Genomic DNA, 21,052 nt, shown 5'->3' with positions numbered 1-21,052 from the left:
CCATGCCCCATCCGCGGCCACAGCAACGTCCAGGGCAACCGCACCTGCGGAATCGACCACCGCCCCACCGAGGAGTTCCTCAACCGGCTCGCCGAAGCGTGCGGCATCGACCCGCCCCGTGAAGAGGGCCTGGACACCGTGCGCACCATCGAAGCCATGCACCAGGGCCGGGTGAAGGTCTTCATCGGCATGGGCGGCAACTTCGCCATGGCCGCCCCGGACACCCCCTACACCTTCGAAGGGCTGCGCCACTGCGAGCTGACCGCCCATGTCAGCACCAAGCTCAACCGCAGCCACCTGGTGCACGGCAAGAAGGCCCTGATCCTGCCCTGCCTCGGCCGCACCGAGAAGGACCAGCAGCGGTCCGGCCTCCAGGCCACCTCCGTGGAGGACTCGATGAGCATGGTGCACCTGTCGGTGGGGATGAAGCGCCCCGCCTCGCCGCGCCTGTTCTCCGAGCCCGCCATCATCGCCGGCATGGCCCGCGCCACCCTGCCGGACAGCGACACACCGTGGGAGAAGTACGTCGAGGACTACGACCGAATCCGCGACACCATGGCCAAGGCCCTGGAGGGATTCGAGGACTTCAACCGGCGCGTCCGCCTCCCGCTCGGCTTCCGTCTCCGCCAGCCCGCACGCGAACTGGTCTTCCTCACCCCCACCGGCCGGGCCGAGTTCTCCTCCGCACCGCTCACCGACGTCGTACCCGCCCCCGGGACGCTCGCGCTGGCAACCGTGCGCTCCCACGACCAGTGGAACACCACCATCTACTCCAGCGATGATCGCTACCGCGGCGTGAAGAACCTGCGCACCCTGGTGTTCATGAACCCCGCCGACATGCGCGTCCGCGGCATCAAGGAACTCGACCTGGTGGACATCACCAGCACCGCCAAGGACGGCAGCCAACGCTCCGTCCGCGGCTACCGGGCCATCGCCTACGACATCCCGCCGGGCTGCGCCGCCGGCTACATGCCAGAGCTGAACGTCCTGTGCGCCGCGAGCGATTACAGCCTGCAGAGCGACCAACCACTCATGAAACACCTCAAAGTGGAAGTCGTCCCCTCGCCGCAGACCGACGAGACGATGTGAGGACAGTGTCGCCGCCGATGATCCTGGGGGGCGTTGTCAACTTGGCTCGGGCGAACTACTCGTGCTGCGGCATCAGCTGGCGGTGCTGCGCCGTCAGGTCTCCCGGCCCTCTCTGGAGCCGTCCGACCGGGTCCTGCCGACAGCGCTCTCGCGGCACGCCTGCGGGTGCCGAAAACCCCATCCATGGCCTGCGACGTGCAGGTTCTCATGAACGGCGGACGATCGTCGGATAGGAGTGTCAGGCTGATCGTTCGTGCTGCTTCGACTGCCCTACCTCGTCGTGTCGAGCGTGTTCGCCCTCATACGGCTGCTGCCGATGACCGACATCGACAAGGACATCGAGATGTTGACGCTGCGCCACCAACTGGCGGTCTTGCAGCGGCAGATCGCCAGGCCACGCCTCACCCCGGCGGACCGTGCCCTCCTTGCCACGCTCCTGCACCGGCTCCCCCGGCCCAGACTGCGGCAGCTGCACCTGATCGTCTCTCCGGACACGATCCTGCGGTGGCACCGCGACCTCATACGCCGCCGCCACGCCGACGCCTCCCGTTGAAGGCGGCCCGGCCGTCCTCCGACCCGCCACGCCATCCAGGCTCTCGTCCTGCGCCTGGCCCGCGAGAACGCCGGGTGGGGCTACTGGCGCATCCACGGCGAACTCGCTGCCCTCGGCATCAAAGTCGCGCCCTCCACCGTGTGGGAGATTGTGAAGCAGCACGGGATCGAGCCAGCTCCCGAGCGCGACCGCCAGAGCTGGGCCGCCTTCCTGCGCAGCCAGACCCACGCGATCCTGGCCTGCGACTTCTTCACCGCCACCACCCTGAACGGCACGAGCGTGTACGTCTTCGCCGTCGTCGAACACGCCAATCGCCGCGTTCGCGTCCTCGGGGCCACCGCACACCCCACCGCGGTCTGGGTGACCCAGGCCGCCCGGAACCTGATCATGGACCTCCAGGACGCCGGCGCCACGGTCACACACCTGATCAGGGACCGTGACAGCAGCAACACCCGCGCATTCGACGCCGTCTTCGCCGCCGAGGGCATCGAGATCGTCACCATCGGCATCCGCGTCCCCCGCATGAGCTCGATCATGGAACAGGGGGCACCTCCCGGCCGAAGGCTGGGGGCGGGTGCAGACCTGCAGACACGAGCTCCTCGACCGCACCCTAACGCGTAAATAAGTCCAGCTCAGGCGGGTTTCGGGCAGGCGGACGTGTCCGGTGGCCAGGGCTGGCTGCCGGTTCGGGGTGTGTTCGTTCAGGCGGCGTTGCCGATCGGGTTGAGCGTGACGGTGAAGCCGAGCTGGTTGAGTTGGGTGATGGTGCGTCGGGGGGAGCGTTCGGGGTCGCGTTGGGCGAAGTAGGCGCCGCCGAGGTCGTGGTAGGGGCTGTTGGTGGTGAGCATGTGCCAGATCGCGGTGATGATCGAGTGCTCGACCGCGACCAGGGCCTTCATGACCCCGTGCCGGGAGGTGAGGCGCCGGTAGCGGGCCTGCAGATAGGTGCCGTTGGTTCGGGCGGCTCCCATCGCGGCGATGCCCCAGGGCACCCTTGAGGCAGGGGTTGCCGGGCCTGACCTTGGTGTTTTTGGACCGGCCGGCGGACTCGTGGTGGCCGGGGCAGACCCCGGCCCAGGAGGCCAGGTGCTTGGCGGTGGGGAAGCGGTTCATGTCGCCTCCGGTCTCGGCGACGACGACTTCGGCGACGGCTCGGCTGATGCCGGGAACGGTGTCCAGGAGGTCGAGCACGTCACGAAAGGGGGCCATCGCCTCCCCGATCCGGCCGGTCAGCTTCTCCAGCATGGCGGTGAGTTGGTCGTACTGGTCCAGGTAGAGCCGGGCCAGGAAGGCATGGTGCTCGCGGAAACGCCCGGTCAGCGCCTCTGCGCATCCGGCCCTTGGCCAGGTCCGCCAACTGTTCCGGGTCGCGCGCGCCGGCGATCAGGGCTTCGAGCATCGCCCGCCCGGAGACGCCCATGATGTCGGAGGCCACCGACGACAGCTTGATACCGGTGTCCTCCAGCAGCTTCTCCAGCCGCTGGGCGACCTTGGCGCGTTCGCGGGTGGCGTGGGTGCGGGCACGGGTGAGGTCACGCAGTTCCCGCACGGGCTCGTCCGGCACGAACGAGGCCCGCAGCAGCCCGTGGGCACCCAGTTGCGCCAGCCAGGCGGCGTCGGAGACGTCGGTCTTGCGGCCGGGCAGGTTCCTGGCATCGCGGGCGTTGACCAGGATCACATTTAGGCCCTCGGACAGCAGGTGGACGAAGGGCTTCCAGTAGTCCGACGTCGCCTCGATCACCACCAGCGTGACCCCCGCGTCGACGGGCCGGGGAACCTGTTAGGTCGGTCCCCGGCCCGCCTGGGGTCAGAACGGCTTGGTGGGCAGGTACTTGCCGTCGAGGGTGATGACGGCGCGGTGGCCGCCGTCGGGGTCCTCGACGGTCTTGAAGTCGAGCTTGAAGTTGATGGCGCTGATGATGCCGTCGCCGAGTTGCTCGTGGACCAGGGCCTTGAGGGTGGTGCCGTAGACCTGGAGCATCTCGTAGAAGCGGTAGATGGTCGGGTCGGTGGGGATGCCGCCGGGGATGGAGCCGCGCAGCGGGATCGTCTGGAGCAGCAGCGCGGCGTCCTCGTCCAGGCCCAGGCGCTCGGTCACGGCCTTGGCCGCGTCGGCGGGCAGGGGGTGCTGGCCGAGCAGGGCCGCGGTGACGAAGGCGATGGAGAGGCCGGCGGCGTCAGCGAGCTCCTGCCAGGTGAGGTCCTTGCGGGTCTTGGCGTCGACGACCTGCAGGGCAAGCTGCTGGCGGGCGGTCTGGTCGAACTGTGCGTGCACCATGAGGTGAGCCTTTCGGGATGGGGTCCGAGGCGGGTGCCCGGACCTGGTCTGGGGATCGTGGGAGGGGATGCGGGGGTGGTCAGCCGACCAGGGCGGTGAATTGTCCGCTTTCGGTGTCGAGCATCTCGGCGGAGCCGCTGCCGATGTCGTAGACCCAGCCGTGGAGGGTCACCATGTGCTGCACCAGGGCCTTGGCCACGGACGGGTGGGTCTTCAGGTTCGCCAGCTGGGCGAGGACGTTGTCCTTCACCAGGGCGGCGACCCGCTCCGCGCCCGCAGGGTGCTCGCCTGCGTCGGTGCGGGCCTTGGAGGCGTCCGCGTGGTGCAGCCAGGTGGCGACGGCGGGCAGACCGGTGAGGTCGTTGCCGCAGGCGAGGGCGGTCATCGCGCCGCACGCGGAGTGCCCGCAGACGATCACGTCCGTGACCCCGAGCACACTGATCGCGTACTCGATGCTCGCCGCGACACCGTCCGCACCCTGCGTGTACGGGGGCACGAGGTTGCCCGCGGTGCGGATGACGAACAGCTCGCCCGGACCGGTCTGGGTGATCAGCTCCGGCACGACCCGGGCGTCCGAGCAGCCGATGAACAGCGCGGTCGGCTGATGGGTGGTGGCGAGCTTCTTGAAGAGTGCCGCCTGGGTCGGGAACACCTCCCGGCTGAACCGCTGGAAACCCTGCGCCATCTCGTTCATGAGGTCACTCCCTCTTCGACGACCGGTATTGCCTGCCGATGACCTCAACGATGCATGACCTGTGCATATAGTGTCCAAGACGCAATAGCCATCGGATCTATCAGTGCTGTCTATAGTTGGCTCATGGAACTGCGCCACCTCCGGTACCTGCTCGCCGTGGCCGAGCACGCCAACTTCACCCGCGCCGCCGAAGCCCTCCACGTCTCGCAGCCCACGCTCTCGCAGCAGATCAAACAGCTCGAGAACTCGCTACACGTGCAACTCCTAGACCGCTCCGGGCGCACCGTGCGCCTCACCGACGCCGGCCAGGCCTACACCCACTACGCACGCCAAGCCCTGCGCGACCTCGCCGCAGCCGAGCGCGCGGTCCGCGACGTCCAGGACCTCTCGCACGGCACCCTGCGCCTGGCCATGACCCCGACCTTCACCGCCTACCTGATCGGGCCGCTCGTCGAGGACTTCCACGCGCGCTACCCCGGGATCACCCTGGACATCCGCGAGATGACACAGGACCGCATCGAGTCCGAGCTCGCCGCCGACCAGCTCGACCTCGGCATCGCCTTCGGCGGAGCACACCTACCGGCCATCACCGCCACCGCCCTGTTCACCGAAAACCTCGGCCTCGTCGTCGCCTCCACCCACCCCTACGCGACCCGCCCGGGCCCGATACCGGTCCGCGAACTGCGCGACCAGCAACTCGCCCTGCTCAGCCCGGACTTCGCTACCCGGCACCACATCGACCAGTACCTCGCCGACCACCGGGTCCGACCACAGGTCGCCATCGAGGCCAATTCCGTCAATGCGCTCGTTGCGATCGTCCAACGAACCAGCCTCGCCACCGTGCTACCCGACGCCATCACCCGCGAACAGCCCCACCTCCACTCCGTACCCGTCGACCCCCCACTCCCCTCACGAACCGTCACAATGCTCCGCCGGGATACCGCCTACCAGAGCGCCGCCGCCCGCTCCTTCAGCGATCTCGCAGAACACCGGGCCCACACCTTCGGCCACACCCCCGACGACCTGGTCTAGCGTGTCCGGCGAGACAGGGCTGTTGGAACCGAAGTAGCGCGGTCCTTGGACCCAGCGGCGCGAAGCCGAACCACCCTCACCGGAGGCCAGGTCAGAGTGGCGGCCCCGAACCGGTGATCTACCTCTGACTCGTGTCAACCGAAGGTGGCGGTCACATCCGACCCTGCGGGTGCCGAAAACCCCATCCATGGCCTGTGACGTGCAGGTTCTTGTGAACGGCCGTGATCGCCGGATAGGCGTGTCAGGCTGATGGATCGTGCTGCTGCGACTGCCCTACCTCGCCGTCTCAAGCGTGTTCGCCCTCATACGGCTGCTGCCGATGAGCGACGTGGACGAGGACATGGAGATATTGCCGCTGCGCCACCAGCTGGCCGTCCTGCAGCGGCAAACCGACAGGCCACGGGCCACTGCGGTGGACCGCGCATTCCTTGCCGCGCTTCTCCATCGGCTCCCCAAGCCCAAGCTGCGGCAGCTGCACCTGGTCGTCTCCCCGGACACGATCCTGAGGTGGCCCGCGACCTCATGCGCCGCCGCCACGCCGAAGCCTCCCGTCGCACACACCCCGGCAGACCGCCGACCCTCCCCCAGCCTTCGGCTGGGAGGTGCCCCCAGCAACATCCAGTCTCTCGTCCTGCGCCTGGCCCGCGAGAACTCCGGGTGGGGCTACAGAAGGTTCCGCGGCGAACTCGCTCTCCTGCGCGGACGCGATAATCGGCACCCGCAGCGCCTCTGTGGGATGCTGACAACACACCTACGCCGACCCTTAGCCGCCTCCGGTGGCCAGCCGGTGGCCGGACGCCTTTGGACGACGTAATACGAGGCAGCACAGACCAACGAGCCGCACGCGCTCTAATCAGGCAGGACGTCATTCGGCAGCACGGCCCGGCACCACGCAACACGAACGCTCACGGTCTCGTAATGCGTAGGTCTCGGGTTCGAATCCCGAAGGCGGCTCCGTGGTGCACCCTAGGTCAGGCCTCTGACCTGGGGTTTCTTGCTTTGGATGACCTTGGAATCTCGGCAAATCGGGCACCGACGATCTGTGCATCGTAATGCGTAGGTCCGTGGTTGACGCTGAGTGGCTGATCTCGCCGTCCCACGCCTCTGAGCTGGCCTTTTGTTCCCAGGAGCAGGTCCGCTCGTGTCTAGTCGGCGTGGGGTGGTGGCCGTCCGGTGGCCGAGCGTGCAGCGAGCGTGCAAATGGCTCTCGGTGAGCCTTACGGGTCGAGCGGTGTGATGGGGCCGGGGTTGTGGCAACCCAACAATGCCGTGAGCTCAGCAGTTCCCCGTGGCACCACTTGTGCGAACGACCGTTGTACGGCCACCATCGCGACGCGCGCACATCCGGCAGACGAGGTTCGGGGGGGGGGGGCCGACCCGAGCTGACCTGCCCGGCACGCGGGCCCTCGGCGGGCGACGTGACTACCCTGATCGTCGGCGCGGGGGCGCTGCTGTTCGAGGACGAGATCCGCATGGACAGGCCTCGCGCGCCTCAGTGATGAGAGTCTGCACTTCCATGACCACATCTCGGAGGCGTCCCGGCTGCACACCCTCGCGCGCCATCCACTCATCGAGGCGGGGACGTAGGTACCTGACCGCCCACGGTCCGGGGCGCCGCAGCATTGAGCGGTTGATCGAGATCTCTTCCTGGATCTCCCGACGCAGCTCGTCAGTCCAGCCCTGCTCACGGTCAGCCCGTCCCAGCGGAGCTGTTAGGTCGGCCACGGCCTTGCCGAGGGACTCTCGCAGATCCATGGGCTCTCCAACCCTCAACATCCCGAACTGCGAACGATAGTGCGTCCCGGTTCTAGTAGCACCGACGTTGCGGTACAGCAGCGAAGTACAGCAACCACAACAACCGGCCACGGCCGGTTCGTCCGCTACAGGCTTCATGACGCCCTCTATGACCGCAGGTGCCCACCTCGCGCGGGCCCGGCGGTGCTGTGGCCAGCTCGGAGGCGGCGTCCTGCCTGTAGGGTGCCAAAACTGCCGCGTGGTCTCTGATCAGGCTCTTTGCCGTTCCAGGCGATCATGGCATGCTGCGACTGCATGGCGTTGCGCGTGCTCTACCTGATCTTCGTCCGGCTGCTCGGACTGCTCCTGCTGATGTCCCGGTCGGAGAAGGCCAAGAACGTTGAGCTCCTCGCGCTGCGCCACGAGGTCGCGGTGCTGCGTCGACAGCTCAGCACCCGGCCGCGCCTGACGTGGCCGGACCGCGCCGTGCTCGCCGCCCTCGCCCGACACCTCCCGCCCAGGCTGCGCCATCACCGCCTCGTCACCCCCGGCACGCTCCTGTCCTGGCACCGCCGACTGCTGCGCTGGAAGTGGAAACACAAGCCCGCCCGGACCGGACGCCCACCGATCCCCGAGGAACTCACCTCCCTGATCCTGCGCCTCGCCCACGACAACCCGACATGGGGCTACACCAGAATCCAGGGCGAACTTCGACGCCTCGGCCACCGCGTCGGCGCCTCCACCATCCGACGCACCCTCCGCAGCGCTGGCCTCAACCCCGCACCCCGACCCAGCCACGGCACCCCGAGGTGGCGGGAGTTCCTGCGCGCCCAGGCATCCGGGCTGCTCGCCGCCGACTTCTTCCACATCGACACCGTGACCCTGCGACGGCTGTACGTTTTCTATGTCATGGAGGTCAGTACCCGCACCGTCCACATCCTCGGCGTCACCGCCCACCCCACCGCAGCCTGGACCACTCAGCTCGCCCGCAACCTGCTCGCCGACCTCGGCCAGCGCGCCTCAGGCTTCCGCTACTTGCTGCGTGACCGCGACAGCAAGTACACCCAGGCCTTCGACGCGGTCTTCACCGCGGACGGAATCGAAATCCTGAAGAGCGCGCCGCAGACTCCGCGGATGAACGCCCACGCCGAAAGGGCCATACGCACGGTCCGGGCCGAGTGCACCGACCGGTTACTGATCTACAACGAGCAACACCTGAGGCGCGTCCTCGCCGAATACGCCGAGCACTACAACACCAGCCGACCCCACCGCGCCCTGCAACTCCGATCTCCCGGCGACGATCCCAACGTCATCCCCTTCCCCACACAACGCATCCATCGCCACAACGTCCTCAACGGACTCATCCACGAGTACCGCAACCCCACTTGAGAACGATCAGGCGGAGCTGGCGAACGCCCAGGTCAACAAATGTGCAGGACTTTTGGAACCCTACAGGCGTTCAGGGCCTGGTGGAGTTCGCGGGCTGGAGGGTGAGCATGCGGGTGCCGCGGCGGGAGGCGGTGCAGCTCTCGCGCGCGGGGCAGGGGTGGCAGTCGCCGCGGGCGAAGTTGACGACGATCGCGTCGCGGCCGTGCTGCCGGACGGGATACCAGTTGCGGTTGGTGCGGCCTTCGGCGACGGCAGGGTTCATGCCGGTGGTCAGCACCTTGTGCCGTTCGGCCTGCACCTCCGTGCTCCAACCAGCGAACACCCTTATGCAACACTGGAGTTGACACCGGTTTGGAAGGCCCCGGGCCGCCTGTGGCGGGCCCGGGGCGCGAACTTCAGATCTTCGCCGCAGCCGCCGTAGCCCGGGAGGCGGACGCCCGGGCCGCTTCGAGCGCTTCCTCCCAGCAGGCCCTGCGCCCGATCAGCCCCTGGTACTTGGCGTTCTCGGCCGGGCGGTTGACGGTCAGGGCGCCGATCAGCCGGTCGCCGCTGCGGTAGAGCGCGGTGAACTTGCGGTCGGTGGCCTGGCCGGAGACCACCTCCATGTGCTCCGCGTCGGGCAGCCCGGCGAACTGGATCTTCCGGTCGTACCAGTCGGACCAGAAGTACGGCACGGTCTCATACGGCTGCTTGCGCTCGGGGTCGATCGCGTTGCGCGCGGCCTCCGCGCCCTGCTCCGACGCGCTGGTCCAGTGCTCCAGGCGCATCGACCGGTCGAAGAGCGGGTTGTGCCACCTGGCCACGTCACCTGCGGCGTAGACCCCGGGCACGCCCGCGTTGAGCGTCTCGTCGCAGACCACGCCGTTGTCGAGGGTGAGCGAGGAGGACTCGAGCCAGCCAGTCTCCGGCGCGGCCCCGATGCCGACGACCACCAGATCGGCGTCGAGGACGGTGCCGTCGGAGAGGTGGACGTGCTCGACCCGTCCGTCGCCGCTGAGCTTCGTCACCGCGGTCCCGCACCGCAGCTCCACCCCGTTGGCGCGGTGGAAGTCGCCGACCGCCACGCCCATTTCCTCGCCGACCGCGCGGGCCAGCGGCGAGGGCAGAGCCTCGACGATGGTGACCGGCAGGCCGCGCTTGTGCGCGGCCGAGGCCACCTCGGAGCCGATGAAGCCGGCCCCGACCACCACGGTGCGCGCCCCCGCGTCGAGCGCGGTCCGCACCGCACGGGCGTCGTCGACGGTGCGCAGGGTGAGCACGCCGGCGAGCCCGTCGGTGCCGGGCAGCGCCCGCGGGGTGGCGCCGGTGGCGATGACCAGCGCGTCGTAGCCGATCCACTCGTCACTGACGGCTACCCGCTGTCCCTCGGTGTCCAGCTCGGTCGCCGGGCGGCCGAGCCGCAGGTCGATGTCGAGCGCGCCGAACTTCTCCGCGGTGCGCAGGAAGGGCGGCTCCGGCGGCGGTCCCGCGTTGAGGAACTGCTTGGACAGCGGGGGCCGGTTGTACGGCTCGTGCTTCTCGGACCCGATCAGGGTGATCGTGCCCGTGAAGCCGGCCCTGCGTGCCGCTTCCACCGCGTGCAGTCCGGCGAGTGACGCGCCGACCACGACGAGGCGCTGTGCGGTCATGCGGCGGGCTCCTTTTCGAACGCGGCGACCAGTTCGGTGTCCACGCCGAGCGGTCCGACGACCCCGGCCCCGCCGGGCGCGCCGAGCGGCTCGTCGCGTCCCGGCAGCGGCTCGGCGAAGAACCGGGCGTTGTCGGCGATGAACGCCTTCTTCGCCTCGGGCACCTTGCGGTCGCTCCTGATGGCGCTCACCGGGCAGACAGGTTCGCACGCACCGCAGTCGATGCACTCGGCCGGATTGATGTAGAGCTTGCGACTGCCTTCGTAGATGCAGTCGACAGGGCATTCTTCGATACACGTGCGGTCTGTCACGTCGATGCACGCGTCGGCGATCACGTAGGGCAAGACGGCCTCATCTCTCAGGGCCAGGTCTGGGAACCGGCATGTCACTTACGGTTGCGGTAGATCACCTGAAGTTCGGTGAACTCCGCCAGGCCCCACGGGCCGTTCTCCACGCCCACACCGCTCCACTTGCTGCCGCCGAAGGGCAGGTAGGGCTGGAGGGCGAGGTGGTCGTTGACGAAGGCGGTGCCCGAGTCGAAGCGGGCGGCGACCTCCGCGGCACGGTCCAGGTCCGGGCTCCACACCGAGCCGGACAGGCCGTAGTCGGTGTTGTTCGCGCGCTCGACGGCGTCGTCCAGGTCCCGGTAGGGGATCACCGGCAGCGCGGGGCCGAACTGTTCCTCGTCGACGATCCGGGTGCCCTCGGCGACACCGGTCAGGATGGTCGGTTCGAAGAAGTAGCCGTCGCGGTCGAACGGCTTGCCGCCGGCCGCGGCCACCGCGCCGTTGTCGAGGGCGTCCGCGACCAGGCCCCTGACCCGCTCGAACTGCGGCAGGTTCTGGATCGGGCCGAGCTGCACACCCTTCTCGGTGCCGGCTCCGACGCGCACCGAACGGGCGCGGGCGGCCAGCGCCTCGACCAGCTCGTCGTGCAGCCGCTCGGGCACGTAGATCCGCTTGATGCCAGCGCAGATCTGGCCGTTGTTGATGAACGCGCCCCAGAACAGGCCGCGCTCCACCGTGGCGACGTCGGCGTCGTCCAGGACGATCGCCGCGTCGTTGCCGCCCAGTTCGAGGGTGTAGCGCTTGAGGTCGGGAGCGGCGGCCGCGGCCACCGCCTTCCCGGTGGGCACCGAACCGGTGAAGCTGATCTTGCGGACCGCGGGGTGGCTGGTCATCCAGGCACCGAGGTCGTCACCGCCGCTGACGGCGTTGACCACGCCGGGGGGCAGCACCGATGCGACGATCTCGCCGAGCCGCAGGGTGGACAGCGGAGTGAAGGGGGAGGGCTTGATCACCACGGTGTTGCCCGCGAGCAGCGCCGGGCCGAGCTTCCAACCGGCCAGCAGCAGCGGGAAGTTCCACGGCGTGATCGCGGCGACCACGCCGAGCGGCCGGTGCACGACCTCCGCGTACGCGCTCGCGTCGTCCTGGAGGACGGTGCGGGGCAGTTCGAGGTCGGCCGTCGCGGCCAGCCAGCGAGCGGTCTCGGTGATCTCGTAGGCAGCCGCCTTGAGCGGCTTGCCCTGCTCGGCCGACAGCACCTCCGCGAGGTCCTCGGTGTGGGTGAGCAGCGCGTCGGCGGCCTGCTTGATGGCGCCGCGCCGGGCGTCCTCGTCCTTGCGCCAGGACACGCCGGCCGCCTTCGCGGCGGCCATGGCCTGGTCGAGCTGCTCACGGGAGCAGTCGGGTGCCTCGGCGAAGACCTGCCCGGTGGCCGGGTTGACGACGCCGAAGCCGCCCGCGCCGGCGACGGACTTGCCGCCGATCGTCATCGTGAAGCCGGTAGTGAGGGTTTGGGTCATCAGAACACCACCACAGCTCGGGCGCCCTTTTCGGAGGCGCAGTAGTCGACAGCGTCGTTGACCTTGTCGAACTCGAAGGTCTCGGTGACCAGTTCGTCGAGTTTGAGCACGCCCTTCTCGTACAGCCTGACCAGCCGCGGCACGTCGCGCTTGATGTCGGAGGACCCGTACAGGGAGCCGCGGATGATCTTCTCGGTCATCACCACGCCGGTGAACGCCGGGACGGTGAGGTTCACGTCGTCGCCGGCCGCGCCGACCAGGACGACCTGCCCGCCCCTGCGGGTCATCTTGACCGCGTCCCGCACGGTCTCCTGGCGGCCAACGACCTCCAGCACGTGGTCGGCGCCGCGTCCGCCGGTCAGCGCCCGCACCGCCTTGACGGTCCTGTCCGAGGGCTGGAGCACCTCGGTGGCACCGAGCTTGACGGCAAGGTCCAGTCGCTCCTGGTGCATGTCGATCGCGATGACCGTGCTGGCACCGGCGATCCGGGCGCCCTGGACCGCGTTGAGCCCGACGCCGCCGCAGCCGATGACGACGACGGTGTCGCCGACCCGGATGCCGGCGGTGTTGACCGCCGCGCCGAACCCGGTGAGCACACCGCAGCCGAGCAGCGCCGCCGACGAGAACGGGATGCTGTCGGGGATCTTCACCGCCGCGCCGGCCGGTACGACGCAGCGCTGGGAGAAAGTGCCCAGGCCCGCCATCTGGTAGACCGGCTCACCGCCGAGGGAGTACCGCGTGGTGCCGTCGAGCAGCGCGCCCTTGGCGAAGGCCACGCCCGCGGTCTCGCACAACTGGGGCTGGGCGTGCGAACAGTAGAAGCACGTGCCGCACTGTGCCAGCCAGGACAGCACGACGCGGTCGCCCGGGGCGACGTCGGTGACGCTGTCGCCGACCTCGACGACTGTGCCGGCGCCTTCGTGGCCCAGGACCACCGGCAGCGGGTGCGGCAGCGTCTTGTTGAAGACCGAGATGTCGGAGTGGCAGACGCCCGACGCACCGATCTCGATCGTCACCTCGCCCCGGGAAGGCGACTGGAGGTCGACCTCAGTCAGTCGCAGCGGCTGTTGCGGGCTTGTCAACACCGCGGCGCCGGTCACGCCGTACCCCAGGAGCAGGTACTCGGGTAGTCTACATTTGTGGTCACTGAGTTACTCATGCTGTATAGCTTAAGCGTGTTTTCTGTGCTCGCGCCATACCCGGACGCAGAACCGCACGCGTCAGGCCATAGCAGCCGATCTGGAGGAGAGATGGAGCTCAAGGTCACCCGCTACGCCGTCGATGAGGCAGGAGTCGCCACCGTCTGGCTGCACCGGCCCGAGCGGCGCAATTCGTGGACCGGACGGATGCACGACGAGTACCGCTGGATCTGCAAGCAGCTCGACGACGACCCGAAGGTCAAGGTCATCGTGCTGACCGGCACGGGACACACCTTCAGCGTCGGCGCCGACCCCAGGGCACTGACCGGTTACGTCACCGCCGACCACTACGACCCCGCCCTGCCCAAGGACGCCGAACGGCCCGGCTACGGCATCCGGCCGGAGTTCGACACCGACATGGCCTGGCAGCTCGGCATGAGCAAGCCCATGATCGCGGCGGTGAACGGCGCGTGCGCCGGAATCGCTGTCGCGCTGGCAGCCTTCTGCGACCTGCGCTTCGCCGTCGAGGGCGCGAAGGTCACCACGGCGACTCCGCGGCTGGGACTGCCCGCGGAGTACGGGCTGTCGTGGATCATGCCGCGGCTGATCGGGATGACTTACGCGGCCGACATCCTCCTCACCGGCCGGGTGTTCCTCGCCGAGGAACTGGGGTCGATGGGTTTCTTCAACAAGGTGCTGCCCGAGGCGGAGTTCGCCAAGCACGTCGACGAGTTCGCGCACATGCTGGCCGCCGCCTCCCCCGAAGCGGTGACCACCGCGAAGCGGCAGCTGTGGGCCGACCTGCTGCACAGCGACGTCCGGGCGGCCGTCGAGGAGAGCAAGGCACTGATCGGGGCGCTCATGAACAAGCCCGACTACGCGGAGGGCGTCGCGGCGCTGATGGAGAAGCGTGCGCCCAAGTTCGTCCGCTGATCATACAAGGAACGGAGATGTCGATGAAGGTTCATGTCAACCCCGAACTGTGCCAAGGGCACAACCGGTGCATCGTGCTGGCGCCGAGCCTGTTCACCGCCGACGAGGAGGGGTTCTCCACCGAGAACGGCGACGGGACCGTACCCGACGACCAGCGCGGAAAGGCCGAGCTCGCCGTCGACAACTGCCCGGAACAGGCGATTTCCCTCATCCATGACGCGTGATGACCGTGAGGACACAGCGATGAACGAAGTCTCCCGCTGGGGACGTGAGGTTTCACAGGCCACCGTCGGCGGAAATCCGTGTCTCGTCTACACCCTGCGCCCTGGCTCGGTGGCGGAGCTGCTCCTTGCGTCCCGGCGCTGGAGCGACCGCGAGTTCCTCGTCCAGGGGGACCGCCGGATGACCTCCGGTCAGCATGAGCAGGCGGTGGCCCGGGTCGCGGCCCACCTGCGCGGGCTGGGCGTCGAGCGCGGCACCCGCGTGATGATCCTCGGCTTCAACCGGATCGAGTGGGTCGTCACCTACTGGGCGCTCCAGGTCCTGGGCGCGGTTGCGGTGCTGGGCAACGCGTGGTGGAGCGAGGAGGAGGCGGCCGGCGTGCTGGCCCTGGCCGAGCCCGCTCTGGTGGTCACCGAGCGGCAGCTCGACGGGTTCCGGACCGTGGACTTCGAGACGCTGCGTACCGTCGTGGTCAGCGACGACATCGTGGAGCTGGAGCTGACCCCGGTCTCCGAGGACGACATCGCCGTGATCATGTTCTCCTCCGGAACCACGGGGGCGCCCAAGGGCGTGATCATGTCGCACCGGTCGGTGGTGGCCAACCTCCAGAACCTGCTCAACCTCACCGGGCGGCTGCCCAACGAGCTGCCCGCGGACCACCCGGGCACGGTGAGCATGCTGTCGGTGCCGCTCTTCCACCTGGCCGGTGTGCAGATCAGCTCCACCACCCTGCTCTCCGGGGGCTCGCTGATCTTCCTCAGCGGCAAGTTCGACCCGGCCGAGGTGCTGATGCTGATCGAGCGGGAGCGGGTCAAGGTGTGGGGCAGCGTCCCGACCATGGTCTCCCGGGTTCTGGACCACCCCGAATTCTCCAAGCGGGACACCTCAAGCGTCACCTCCGTGCCCATGGGCGGCTCCGCCATCTCCCCCGAGCTGCGGCAGCGGGTCACGGAGTCGTTCTCCGGCGTGAAGTCGCGGGTGGGCAGTCTCTACGGCCTCACCGAAGCCGGCGGCGTCCTCGCCGCGGGCAGCGGCCGCGACATCACTGACCGGCCGGGCTGCGTCGGCAGGGCGCTGCCCGTGGTCCAGCTCCGGATCAAGAACCCCGACGCCGACGGCGTCGGGGAGATCCAGGCCCGTACCCCCACCGCCACCTACGGCTACCTGGGCGAGCATGGCGGCGTCGCCGACGCCGAGGGCTGGATCAGCACCGGCGACCTCGGGCGGATCGAGGAGCCGAACTGGCTCTATGTGACCGGGCGTTCGAAGGACATCATCATCCGCGGCGGCGAGAACATCTCCTGCGCCCACGTGGAGAGCGCGGTGCTCGCCCACCCCGACGTCCTGGAGGCCGCGGCGGTCGCGCTGCCGCATCCCGACCTCGGGGAGGAGGTCGGGATGGCCGTGGTGCTGCGCCCGGGCGCAGCGCCTGACGTCGACGCCCTGCTGTCGGTCGCCAAGGGCCGGCTCGCCCGCTTCGAACTGCCGAGCCGGTGGTGGCTGCGCACGGAGTCGCTGCCCACCAACCCGACAGGCAAGATCTTGCGCGGCGAGGTCCGCGAGGCGTGGGTGGAAAGCGGCGGCCAGGACATCGTGGACATCGCCGCGTCGGCCTGAGCCTTACGGGGCCGCGGCCGGTCCACGCAGGACCCGTAAGGCCGCAGGACCCGCAAAAGACAAGGTGACCGCCGCGTGATGCGGTGGTCACCTGTTTTTCTGGCTCTTCGCCTGGATGTGTGGGTTGTCCTGGCGATCGGTCACGTCGTGGCATGAACAACGGCCTGAAAAATAGACAGGTCGTCGGCCGGCGAAGAGCCGGCCGACGACCTCAGGGAGGGTCCGTCAGGCAGAGCGCGGTCAGATCATCTGGAGCACGGGCTTGATGGTCTTGCCCGCCTCGGAGTCCTCACACGCGGTGTTTATGTCCTTGAAGGAGTAGCTGGTGATGAGCTTGTCGTACGGGAAGCGTCCCTGCGCATGCAGTTCGATCAGGCGCGGGATGAACTCCTCGGGACGCGCGTCGCCCTCGGTGACGCCGACGATGTTGCGGCCGGCCATGAGGAACTCGAGCATGTCGACCTCGATGTTGGTGCCGACAGTGCCGAAGCCGAGGATGGCGCAGGTGCCCTTGGGCGCCAGCGCGCTGACGGCCTGCCGCACGACAGGCGTCACCGCGGTGGTGTCGACCGCGTAGTCCGCACCGCGGCCGGTGATCTTGCGGATCTCGTCGACCACGTCGGTGGTTCCGCCGTTGATCGTGTGGGTCGCGCCGAGCTCCTCGGCCAGCTTGAGCCGCGCGTCCACCAGGTCGACAGCGATGATCTTCGTGCAGCCCGTGACCTTGGCGGCCATCAAGGCGGCCAGGCCGACCGCGCCCGCGCCGAACACCACCAGGCTCGAACCGGCGGGCGGGTTCAGGCGGTTGAGGACTGTGCCGGCGCCGGTCTGGATGCCGCAGCCGAGCGGGCCGACGATGGACAGGTCGGCGTCCGGGGAGACCTTCACCACGTTGCTCTCGACGGCGATGGCGTAGGTACCGAAGGAGGACTGGCTGAAGAAGAAGCCGTGGATGTCGCCCTCGCCATGCAGGGCGTTGGTGCCGTCGGGGCGCGAACCCGCGACGTTGCGCAGTGCGAACTGCTCGCAGTAGGCGGGCTCGCCGCGCTTGCACATGACGCACTCGTGGCACGCCGCGTAGGTCAGGACGACCTTGTCGCCGGGGGTGACCTTGGTAACGCCCGCGCCGACGGCCTCGACCACACCGGCGCCCTCGTGCCCGAGGACGAGCGGGAGCGGCACCGGCAGCCACTGGTTGCGCACACCGATGTCCGTGTGACAGATGCCGGAGGAGTGGACCTTGACGAGGATCTCGCCGTCGCCCGGGGCGTCGAGTTCGAGTTCTTCGAGGATGAACGGCTGTGCTGCTTCCCGCACGACTGCGGCTGTGATGCGCATGGATCTTGCTCCTGTGGAACGAAGGGGATGGTGAAGCGGTGAGGCCGTACGGGCCGAACGGAACCGGCCCGTACAGAGAGCCTCAGCCCGGCAGGTAGATCGACTTCAGCTGCTGGTAGCCGGAGATGGCTTCCGGGCCGAACTCCCGCCCGAGGCCGCTCTGCTTCACACCGCCGAACGGCGCGTTGAGGTCGACCACGTATCCGTTGACGCCGATCGTTCCGGTCTGCACGCGGTCCGCGATCGCGATGGCCCGCTCCGGGTCGCTGGACCAGACGGTGCCGCCCAGACCGTAGTCCGACTCGTTGGCGATCTTCACCGCGTCGTCGTCGCTGTCGTACTTGATCACGGACAGCACCGGTCCGAAGATCTCCTGGGTGGCGATGGTGGAGGAGTTGTCCACGTCGGCGAAGAGCGTCGGCTCCACGTACCAGCCGCGGTTGATGCCCGCCGGCCGGCCGCCACCGAGCGCGAGCCGGGCGCCCTCGCCGCGTCCCTTGGCGATGAGGCCCTCGACGCGGTCGCGGTGCTCGGAGGAGGCGAGCGGGCCGACCTCGGTGCTCGGGTCCAGAGGGTCGCCGACCTTCAGGTTGCCCATCCACGCGGAGATCGCGTCCACGACCTCGTCGTACCGGTTGCTCGGCGCGAGGATGCGGGTGCATGCCATGCAGGTCTGGCCGTTGTTCGCCAGCGAGGCGAAGAACAGGCCCTCGGTCACCTTGTTCAGGTCGGCGTCGTCGAGGATGAGCGCCGCGGACTTGCCGCCGAGCTCCAGGCTCACCGGGCGCATCAGCCGGCCGCAGTTCTCGGCGATGATCCGGCCCGCGGCGGTGGAGCCGGTGAAGGCGACCTTGTCGATGCCGGGGTGCTGCACCAGGTAGGCGCCGAGCTCACGGCCGCCAGGCACCCAGTTGATGACGCCGGCCGGGATGCCCGCCTCGTCCGCGGCCTCGGCCAGCACGAAGCCGTCGAGCACGGTGCCGGGGGAGGGCTTGATGACGATCGTGCAGCCCGCGGCGAGCGCGGGGCCGATCTTGGTGATCGCGAGCACCACCGGGTAGTTCCACGGCACGATGGCGCCGACCACACCGACCGGGTTGCGCTGCACGAGAGTGTCGAAGCCCAGCGGCGACGGCCGGCGCTCGACGCGCTCGGAGGCGGCGGCCAGCGCGGCGTAGTAACGCAGCAGCGCGACGCCGTAACCGCCTTCCATCGCCTGCGCCAGGCTGATCGGCATGCCGTTCTGGAGGCTCACGGTGCGGGTGAGCTGCTCCGTGCGCTTCTCGACGGCGTCGGCGAAGCGGTTGATGACGGCGGCACGGTCGGCGGCGGGCAGGGTGGACCAGCCGGAGTCGTCGAAGGCTCGCCTGGCGGCCTGGACCGCGCGGTCGACGTCTGCCTCGCTCGCCTCGGGCACGCTGCCCAAGGGCTCCTCAGTCGTCGCATTGATGGCCTCGATACGGCGGTCCGTCGCCGGGTCGACCCAGCCCCCGTCGATGTACAACTTGTCATGCACCACTGTCATACCCGGCTCCTTTGCTGGTGACCGCTCGAGCGAACCCTGAGACACCCCGTCCTGGGTGGGCCGCTTGTGATGTTGCGGGGTGACGCTGCGCACTTGAACATAGGGACCAGTCGTCGCCTAGTCAACGTGTAACGCAACTAATGCTCGAGAGATGTAGAACATTTTTGGGGATCCCGGATCGCTGCACCCGTGACGGTACGCGTTGCGCCCGGTTAGGGTGTCGGCCTCCATCTCGGGGGCGTGCCGCGTCAACATTCTACGCCTTGTGGAGTACGGTACTCACATCTGTATAGAATAGGTGCTGAGGAAGTGAGGTTGACTGTGGACGACGACGCAGTTCTGCTGGAGACGGACGGCCCAGTCGCGCGGCTGATACTCAACCGCCCCGCCAAGCACAACGCAATACGCTTCGACGACCTTGACCGGCTGGTCGAGCTGCTGCACGAGGCCGAGGAGGACGACTCGGTCCGGGTCATCATCCTTCAAGGACGGGGCAAGTCGTTCTGCGCGGGCCATGACTACGACGACGCGGTGCGTTCCTACGGTCTGGAACCGGGGGCCGACGGCGAGAAACCGCGCCGCCCCAGCCAGCGCTCCCGGCTGGCCCGCGACCGCAGGCTCGGCATGAACTACATGGCCTTCCACTACTCGCTCAAGCCGGTGATCGCCCAGATCCAGGGCGTGTGCGTCGGCGCGGGCCTTTACATCGCGGAACTGGTCGACCTGGCGATCTGCGCGGACACCGCGCGCTTCAGCCACGCCGAGCAGCGCCTGGGCCTCGCGGGCAACACCTGGCACCTGAACACCCAGATCATGAAGTACGGTCCCAAGCGCGCACGCGAACTCCTCCTTCTCGGCGAGGAGTTCAACGGCACGCAGGCAGCCGAGTGGGGCCTGGTCAACCGCTCGGTGCCCGAGGAGGACCTCGAAGCGACCGTGGAGGAATGGGCGCGCAAGGTGGCCCAGCACCCCAGGGACGCGCTGGTCACCGGCAAGGCCGTGTGGCAGATGGCGCTGGACAGCCTCGGCGGCACCCAGCAGTTCTGGCGCGGTTACGTCGGGCACACCCTCGGCACCAACCTCCGGTTCGAGCCCGACGAGTTCAACTTCCTGCGTGAGCGCAGCCACCTCGGCACGCGCGACGCCTTCGCCGACCGGGACAGCCACTACAACGGCAACGGCAAGAGCCGCTGACGCTCCCGCGGGCCCAGACTCCCGGGCAAGGGACACTCGGGGGAAAAGACAGGTGGCCGCCGCATCACACCGCGGCCACCTTGTCTTTTGCGGGTCCTGCGGCTTTGCGGGTCCTGCCCGGACCGCCGCGCCGGCCAGTTCAGCCGGCCTCCGCCGCGAGCCAGGCGCGGCCGACGTCGGTGACGACGCGGTACTGCAGGTCGGCAGCGAGCAGCGCGGGCTCCTCGTTGTAGAGCGTGGCCACCGCGGCCCGGTCGAGCCCGACTTCACGGGCGGCCTGGTGCGCCTCCAGTTTGTGCATGCGGCCGCCCGGCGCGTCGGCGATCCGCTGGAGGAAGGCGGCCCGGAGGCCGCTGCCGACCGGCTGGGCCGGGGTGTTGTCGGGAAGCTCGACGAGCGACTCCAATTGGCGGACCACTCCGCGCAGGGTCTCCGCCCACGCCTCGGCGGTGACCTTGACATCGCTCGGGAGTCCGCCCGAACTCTGCCAGGTCCGCTTGGGGAACCGGCGGATGTACTCCCATTCAAGCTCGAGCATTCGCGTGGTATGCAGGGCGTACTGTTCGGCGCTGCCGTGCAGGAAGACCCAGTTGCGGGTCTCGTGGGCACTGGTCCCCTGCTGTTCCAGTTCCTCGTCGCTCAGTTCCCGGGCGGGCCGTCCATGGACGTCATGGTTCTCCACGGGTACCCCCTTCCAGGGTCGGTCTTGCCCGCCCCGGTGCCGCCGGAGCCGGGTTGTGACTCACAGATTCGACGCATGTAACGCGGAGCGTCAAGAGTCTGTAGTGCATCGGTAGAAACAGGTTGCTTTCCCGGCGACCCGGAGTCCGGGGAAACGTTACATACCGTGAGTGACTTGAGTCCATCTTGTGTAGAGCGA

At 68.7% G+C, this 21,052-nt stretch carries 18 protein-coding genes and 2 pseudogenes; 9 read left to right on the top strand and 11 right to left on the bottom strand.

All coding sequences use genetic code 11. The features are described 5' to 3' along the window. Both FCI23_RS33500 and FCI23_RS60425 read left to right on the top strand, forming a co-directional pair. Nucleotides 1–1,089: molybdopterin dinucleotide binding domain-containing protein (locus FCI23_RS33500; protein ID WP_322973921.1), on the top strand; the 1,089-nt coding region annotated here is incomplete at its 5' end. 253 nt (nt 1,090–1,342) lie between these two features. After that, a pseudogene (locus FCI23_RS60425) lies at nt 1,343–2,255 on the top strand (integrase); the annotation flags it as partial. A gap of 88 nt (nt 2,256–2,343) precedes the next feature. On the opposite strand, the pseudogene FCI23_RS33475 reads toward FCI23_RS60425, so the two are convergent. From FCI23_RS33475 to FCI23_RS33465, 3 genes and pseudogenes are all read right to left on the bottom strand, one after another. Beyond that, nucleotides 2,344–3,407: pseudogene (locus tag FCI23_RS33475) on the bottom strand (IS110 family RNA-guided transposase); the annotation flags it as partial. Between the two features lie 42 nt (nt 3,408–3,449). Next, a complete protein-coding gene (gene cynS / locus FCI23_RS33470) occupies nt 3,450–3,920 on the bottom strand; it encodes a cyanase (RefSeq protein ID WP_127353910.1) in 471 nt (156 codons plus the stop codon). A gap of 79 nt (nt 3,921–3,999) precedes the next feature. Further along, nucleotides 4,000–4,614, bottom strand: a complete 615-nt coding sequence (locus tag FCI23_RS33465; protein ID WP_136727818.1) for a carbonic anhydrase — start codon at nt 4,612–4,614, stop codon at nt 4,000–4,002. Nucleotides 4,615–4,737: 123 nt separating this feature from the next. Between FCI23_RS33465 and cynR the strand changes: the two genes are divergently transcribed. From cynR to FCI23_RS33445, 3 genes are all read left to right on the top strand, one after another. Beyond that, nucleotides 4,738–5,646, top strand: coding sequence for a transcriptional regulator CynR (cynR, locus tag FCI23_RS33460; RefSeq protein ID WP_136727817.1), 909 nt, complete (start codon nt 4,738–4,740; stop codon nt 5,644–5,646). 256 nt (nt 5,647–5,902) lie between these two features. Then, entirely contained in the window at nt 5,903–6,460 is a 558-nt protein-coding gene (locus FCI23_RS33455) for a hypothetical protein (protein ID WP_211265552.1), read from the top strand. 1,235 nt (nt 6,461–7,695) lie between these two features. After that, nucleotides 7,696–8,769: an integrase core domain-containing protein gene (locus FCI23_RS33445; RefSeq protein WP_136727813.1), complete on the top strand. Its 1,074-nt coding sequence runs from the start codon at nt 7,696–7,698 to the stop codon at nt 8,767–8,769. Nucleotides 8,770–8,839: 70 nt separating this feature from the next. Here the strand turns inward: FCI23_RS33445 and FCI23_RS33440 are convergent, their stop codons facing one another. The 5 genes from FCI23_RS33440 to FCI23_RS33420 form a co-directional block, all read right to left on the bottom strand. Beyond that, nucleotides 8,840–9,067 carry a transposase gene (locus FCI23_RS33440; RefSeq protein WP_136727812.1) on the bottom strand — a complete coding sequence of 76 codons (228 nt, stop codon included), beginning with the start codon at nt 9,065–9,067 and terminating at the stop codon, nt 8,840–8,842. Nucleotides 9,068–9,164: 97 nt separating this feature from the next. Beyond that, nucleotides 9,165–10,397: an NAD(P)/FAD-dependent oxidoreductase gene (locus FCI23_RS33435; protein ID WP_136727810.1), complete on the bottom strand. Its 1,233-nt coding sequence runs from the start codon at nt 10,395–10,397 to the stop codon at nt 9,165–9,167. Further along, on the bottom strand, nt 10,394–10,741 hold the full coding sequence (fdxA, locus tag FCI23_RS33430) for a ferredoxin (protein ID WP_136727808.1): 348 nt from the start codon (nt 10,739–10,741) through the stop codon (nt 10,394–10,396). Before fdxA ends, FCI23_RS33435 begins: the two co-directional genes overlap by 4 nt. Before the next feature lie 41 nt (nt 10,742–10,782). Continuing rightward, nucleotides 10,783–12,204 (bottom strand): aldehyde dehydrogenase family protein, encoded by a 1,422-nt coding sequence (locus tag FCI23_RS33425; protein WP_246144293.1) that lies wholly within the window; start codon nt 12,202–12,204, stop codon nt 10,783–10,785. Continuing rightward, nucleotides 12,204–13,304 carry a Zn-dependent alcohol dehydrogenase gene (locus FCI23_RS33420; RefSeq protein ID WP_136727806.1) on the bottom strand — a complete coding sequence of 367 codons (1,101 nt, stop codon included), beginning with the start codon at nt 13,302–13,304 and terminating at the stop codon, nt 12,204–12,206. Before FCI23_RS33420 ends, FCI23_RS33425 begins: the two co-directional genes overlap by 1 nt. 150 nt (nt 13,305–13,454) lie before the next feature. Here FCI23_RS33420 and FCI23_RS33415 point away from each other — a divergent pair, with 150 nt between their 5' ends. The 3 genes from FCI23_RS33415 to FCI23_RS33405 are packed head-to-tail and all read left to right on the top strand — an operon-like array spanning nt 13,455 to nt 16,115. Further along, nucleotides 13,455–14,276 carry an enoyl-CoA hydratase-related protein gene (locus tag FCI23_RS33415; RefSeq protein WP_136727804.1) on the top strand — a complete coding sequence of 274 codons (822 nt, stop codon included), beginning with the start codon at nt 13,455–13,457 and terminating at the stop codon, nt 14,274–14,276. Between the two features lie 17 nt (nt 14,277–14,293). After that, nucleotides 14,294–14,500 (top strand): ferredoxin, encoded by a 207-nt coding sequence (locus FCI23_RS33410; RefSeq protein ID WP_211265551.1) that lies wholly within the window; start codon nt 14,294–14,296, stop codon nt 14,498–14,500. Between the two features lie 19 nt (nt 14,501–14,519). Further along, nucleotides 14,520–16,115 carry a class I adenylate-forming enzyme family protein gene (locus FCI23_RS33405; protein WP_136727802.1) on the top strand — a complete coding sequence of 532 codons (1,596 nt, stop codon included), beginning with the start codon at nt 14,520–14,522 and terminating at the stop codon, nt 16,113–16,115. Nucleotides 16,116–16,355: 240 nt separating this feature from the next. Here the strand turns inward: FCI23_RS33405 and FCI23_RS33400 are convergent, their stop codons facing one another. Together FCI23_RS33400 and FCI23_RS33395 are read right to left on the bottom strand one after the other, a co-directional pair. Next, nucleotides 16,356–17,453, bottom strand: a complete 1,098-nt coding sequence (locus FCI23_RS33400; protein WP_136727800.1) for an NAD(P)-dependent alcohol dehydrogenase — start codon at nt 17,451–17,453, stop codon at nt 16,356–16,358. A gap of 82 nt (nt 17,454–17,535) precedes the next feature. Beyond that, a complete protein-coding gene (locus tag FCI23_RS33395) occupies nt 17,536–18,978 on the bottom strand; it encodes an aldehyde dehydrogenase (RefSeq protein WP_136727798.1) in 1,443 nt (480 codons plus the stop codon). A gap of 321 nt (nt 18,979–19,299) precedes the next feature. On the opposite strand from FCI23_RS33395, the gene FCI23_RS33390 reads away from it, so the two are divergent. Beyond that, nucleotides 19,300–20,172 carry an enoyl-CoA hydratase/isomerase family protein gene (locus FCI23_RS33390; RefSeq protein WP_246144295.1) on the top strand — a complete coding sequence of 291 codons (873 nt, stop codon included), beginning with the start codon at nt 19,300–19,302 and terminating at the stop codon, nt 20,170–20,172. Nucleotides 20,173–20,311: 139 nt separating this feature from the next. Here the strand turns inward: FCI23_RS33390 and FCI23_RS58450 are convergent, their stop codons facing one another. Continuing rightward, entirely contained in the window at nt 20,312–20,854 is a 543-nt protein-coding gene (locus tag FCI23_RS58450; protein ID WP_211265550.1) for a DUF6158 family protein, read from the bottom strand. Nucleotides 20,855–21,052 lie beyond the last annotated feature (198 nt).

The organism is Actinacidiphila oryziradicis (genome assembly GCF_005047355.1).
Classification (GTDB): domain Bacteria; phylum Actinomycetota; class Actinomycetes; order Streptomycetales; family Streptomycetaceae; genus Actinacidiphila; species Actinacidiphila oryziradicis.
This window is presented reverse-complemented; position numbering and strand designations above follow the sequence as displayed.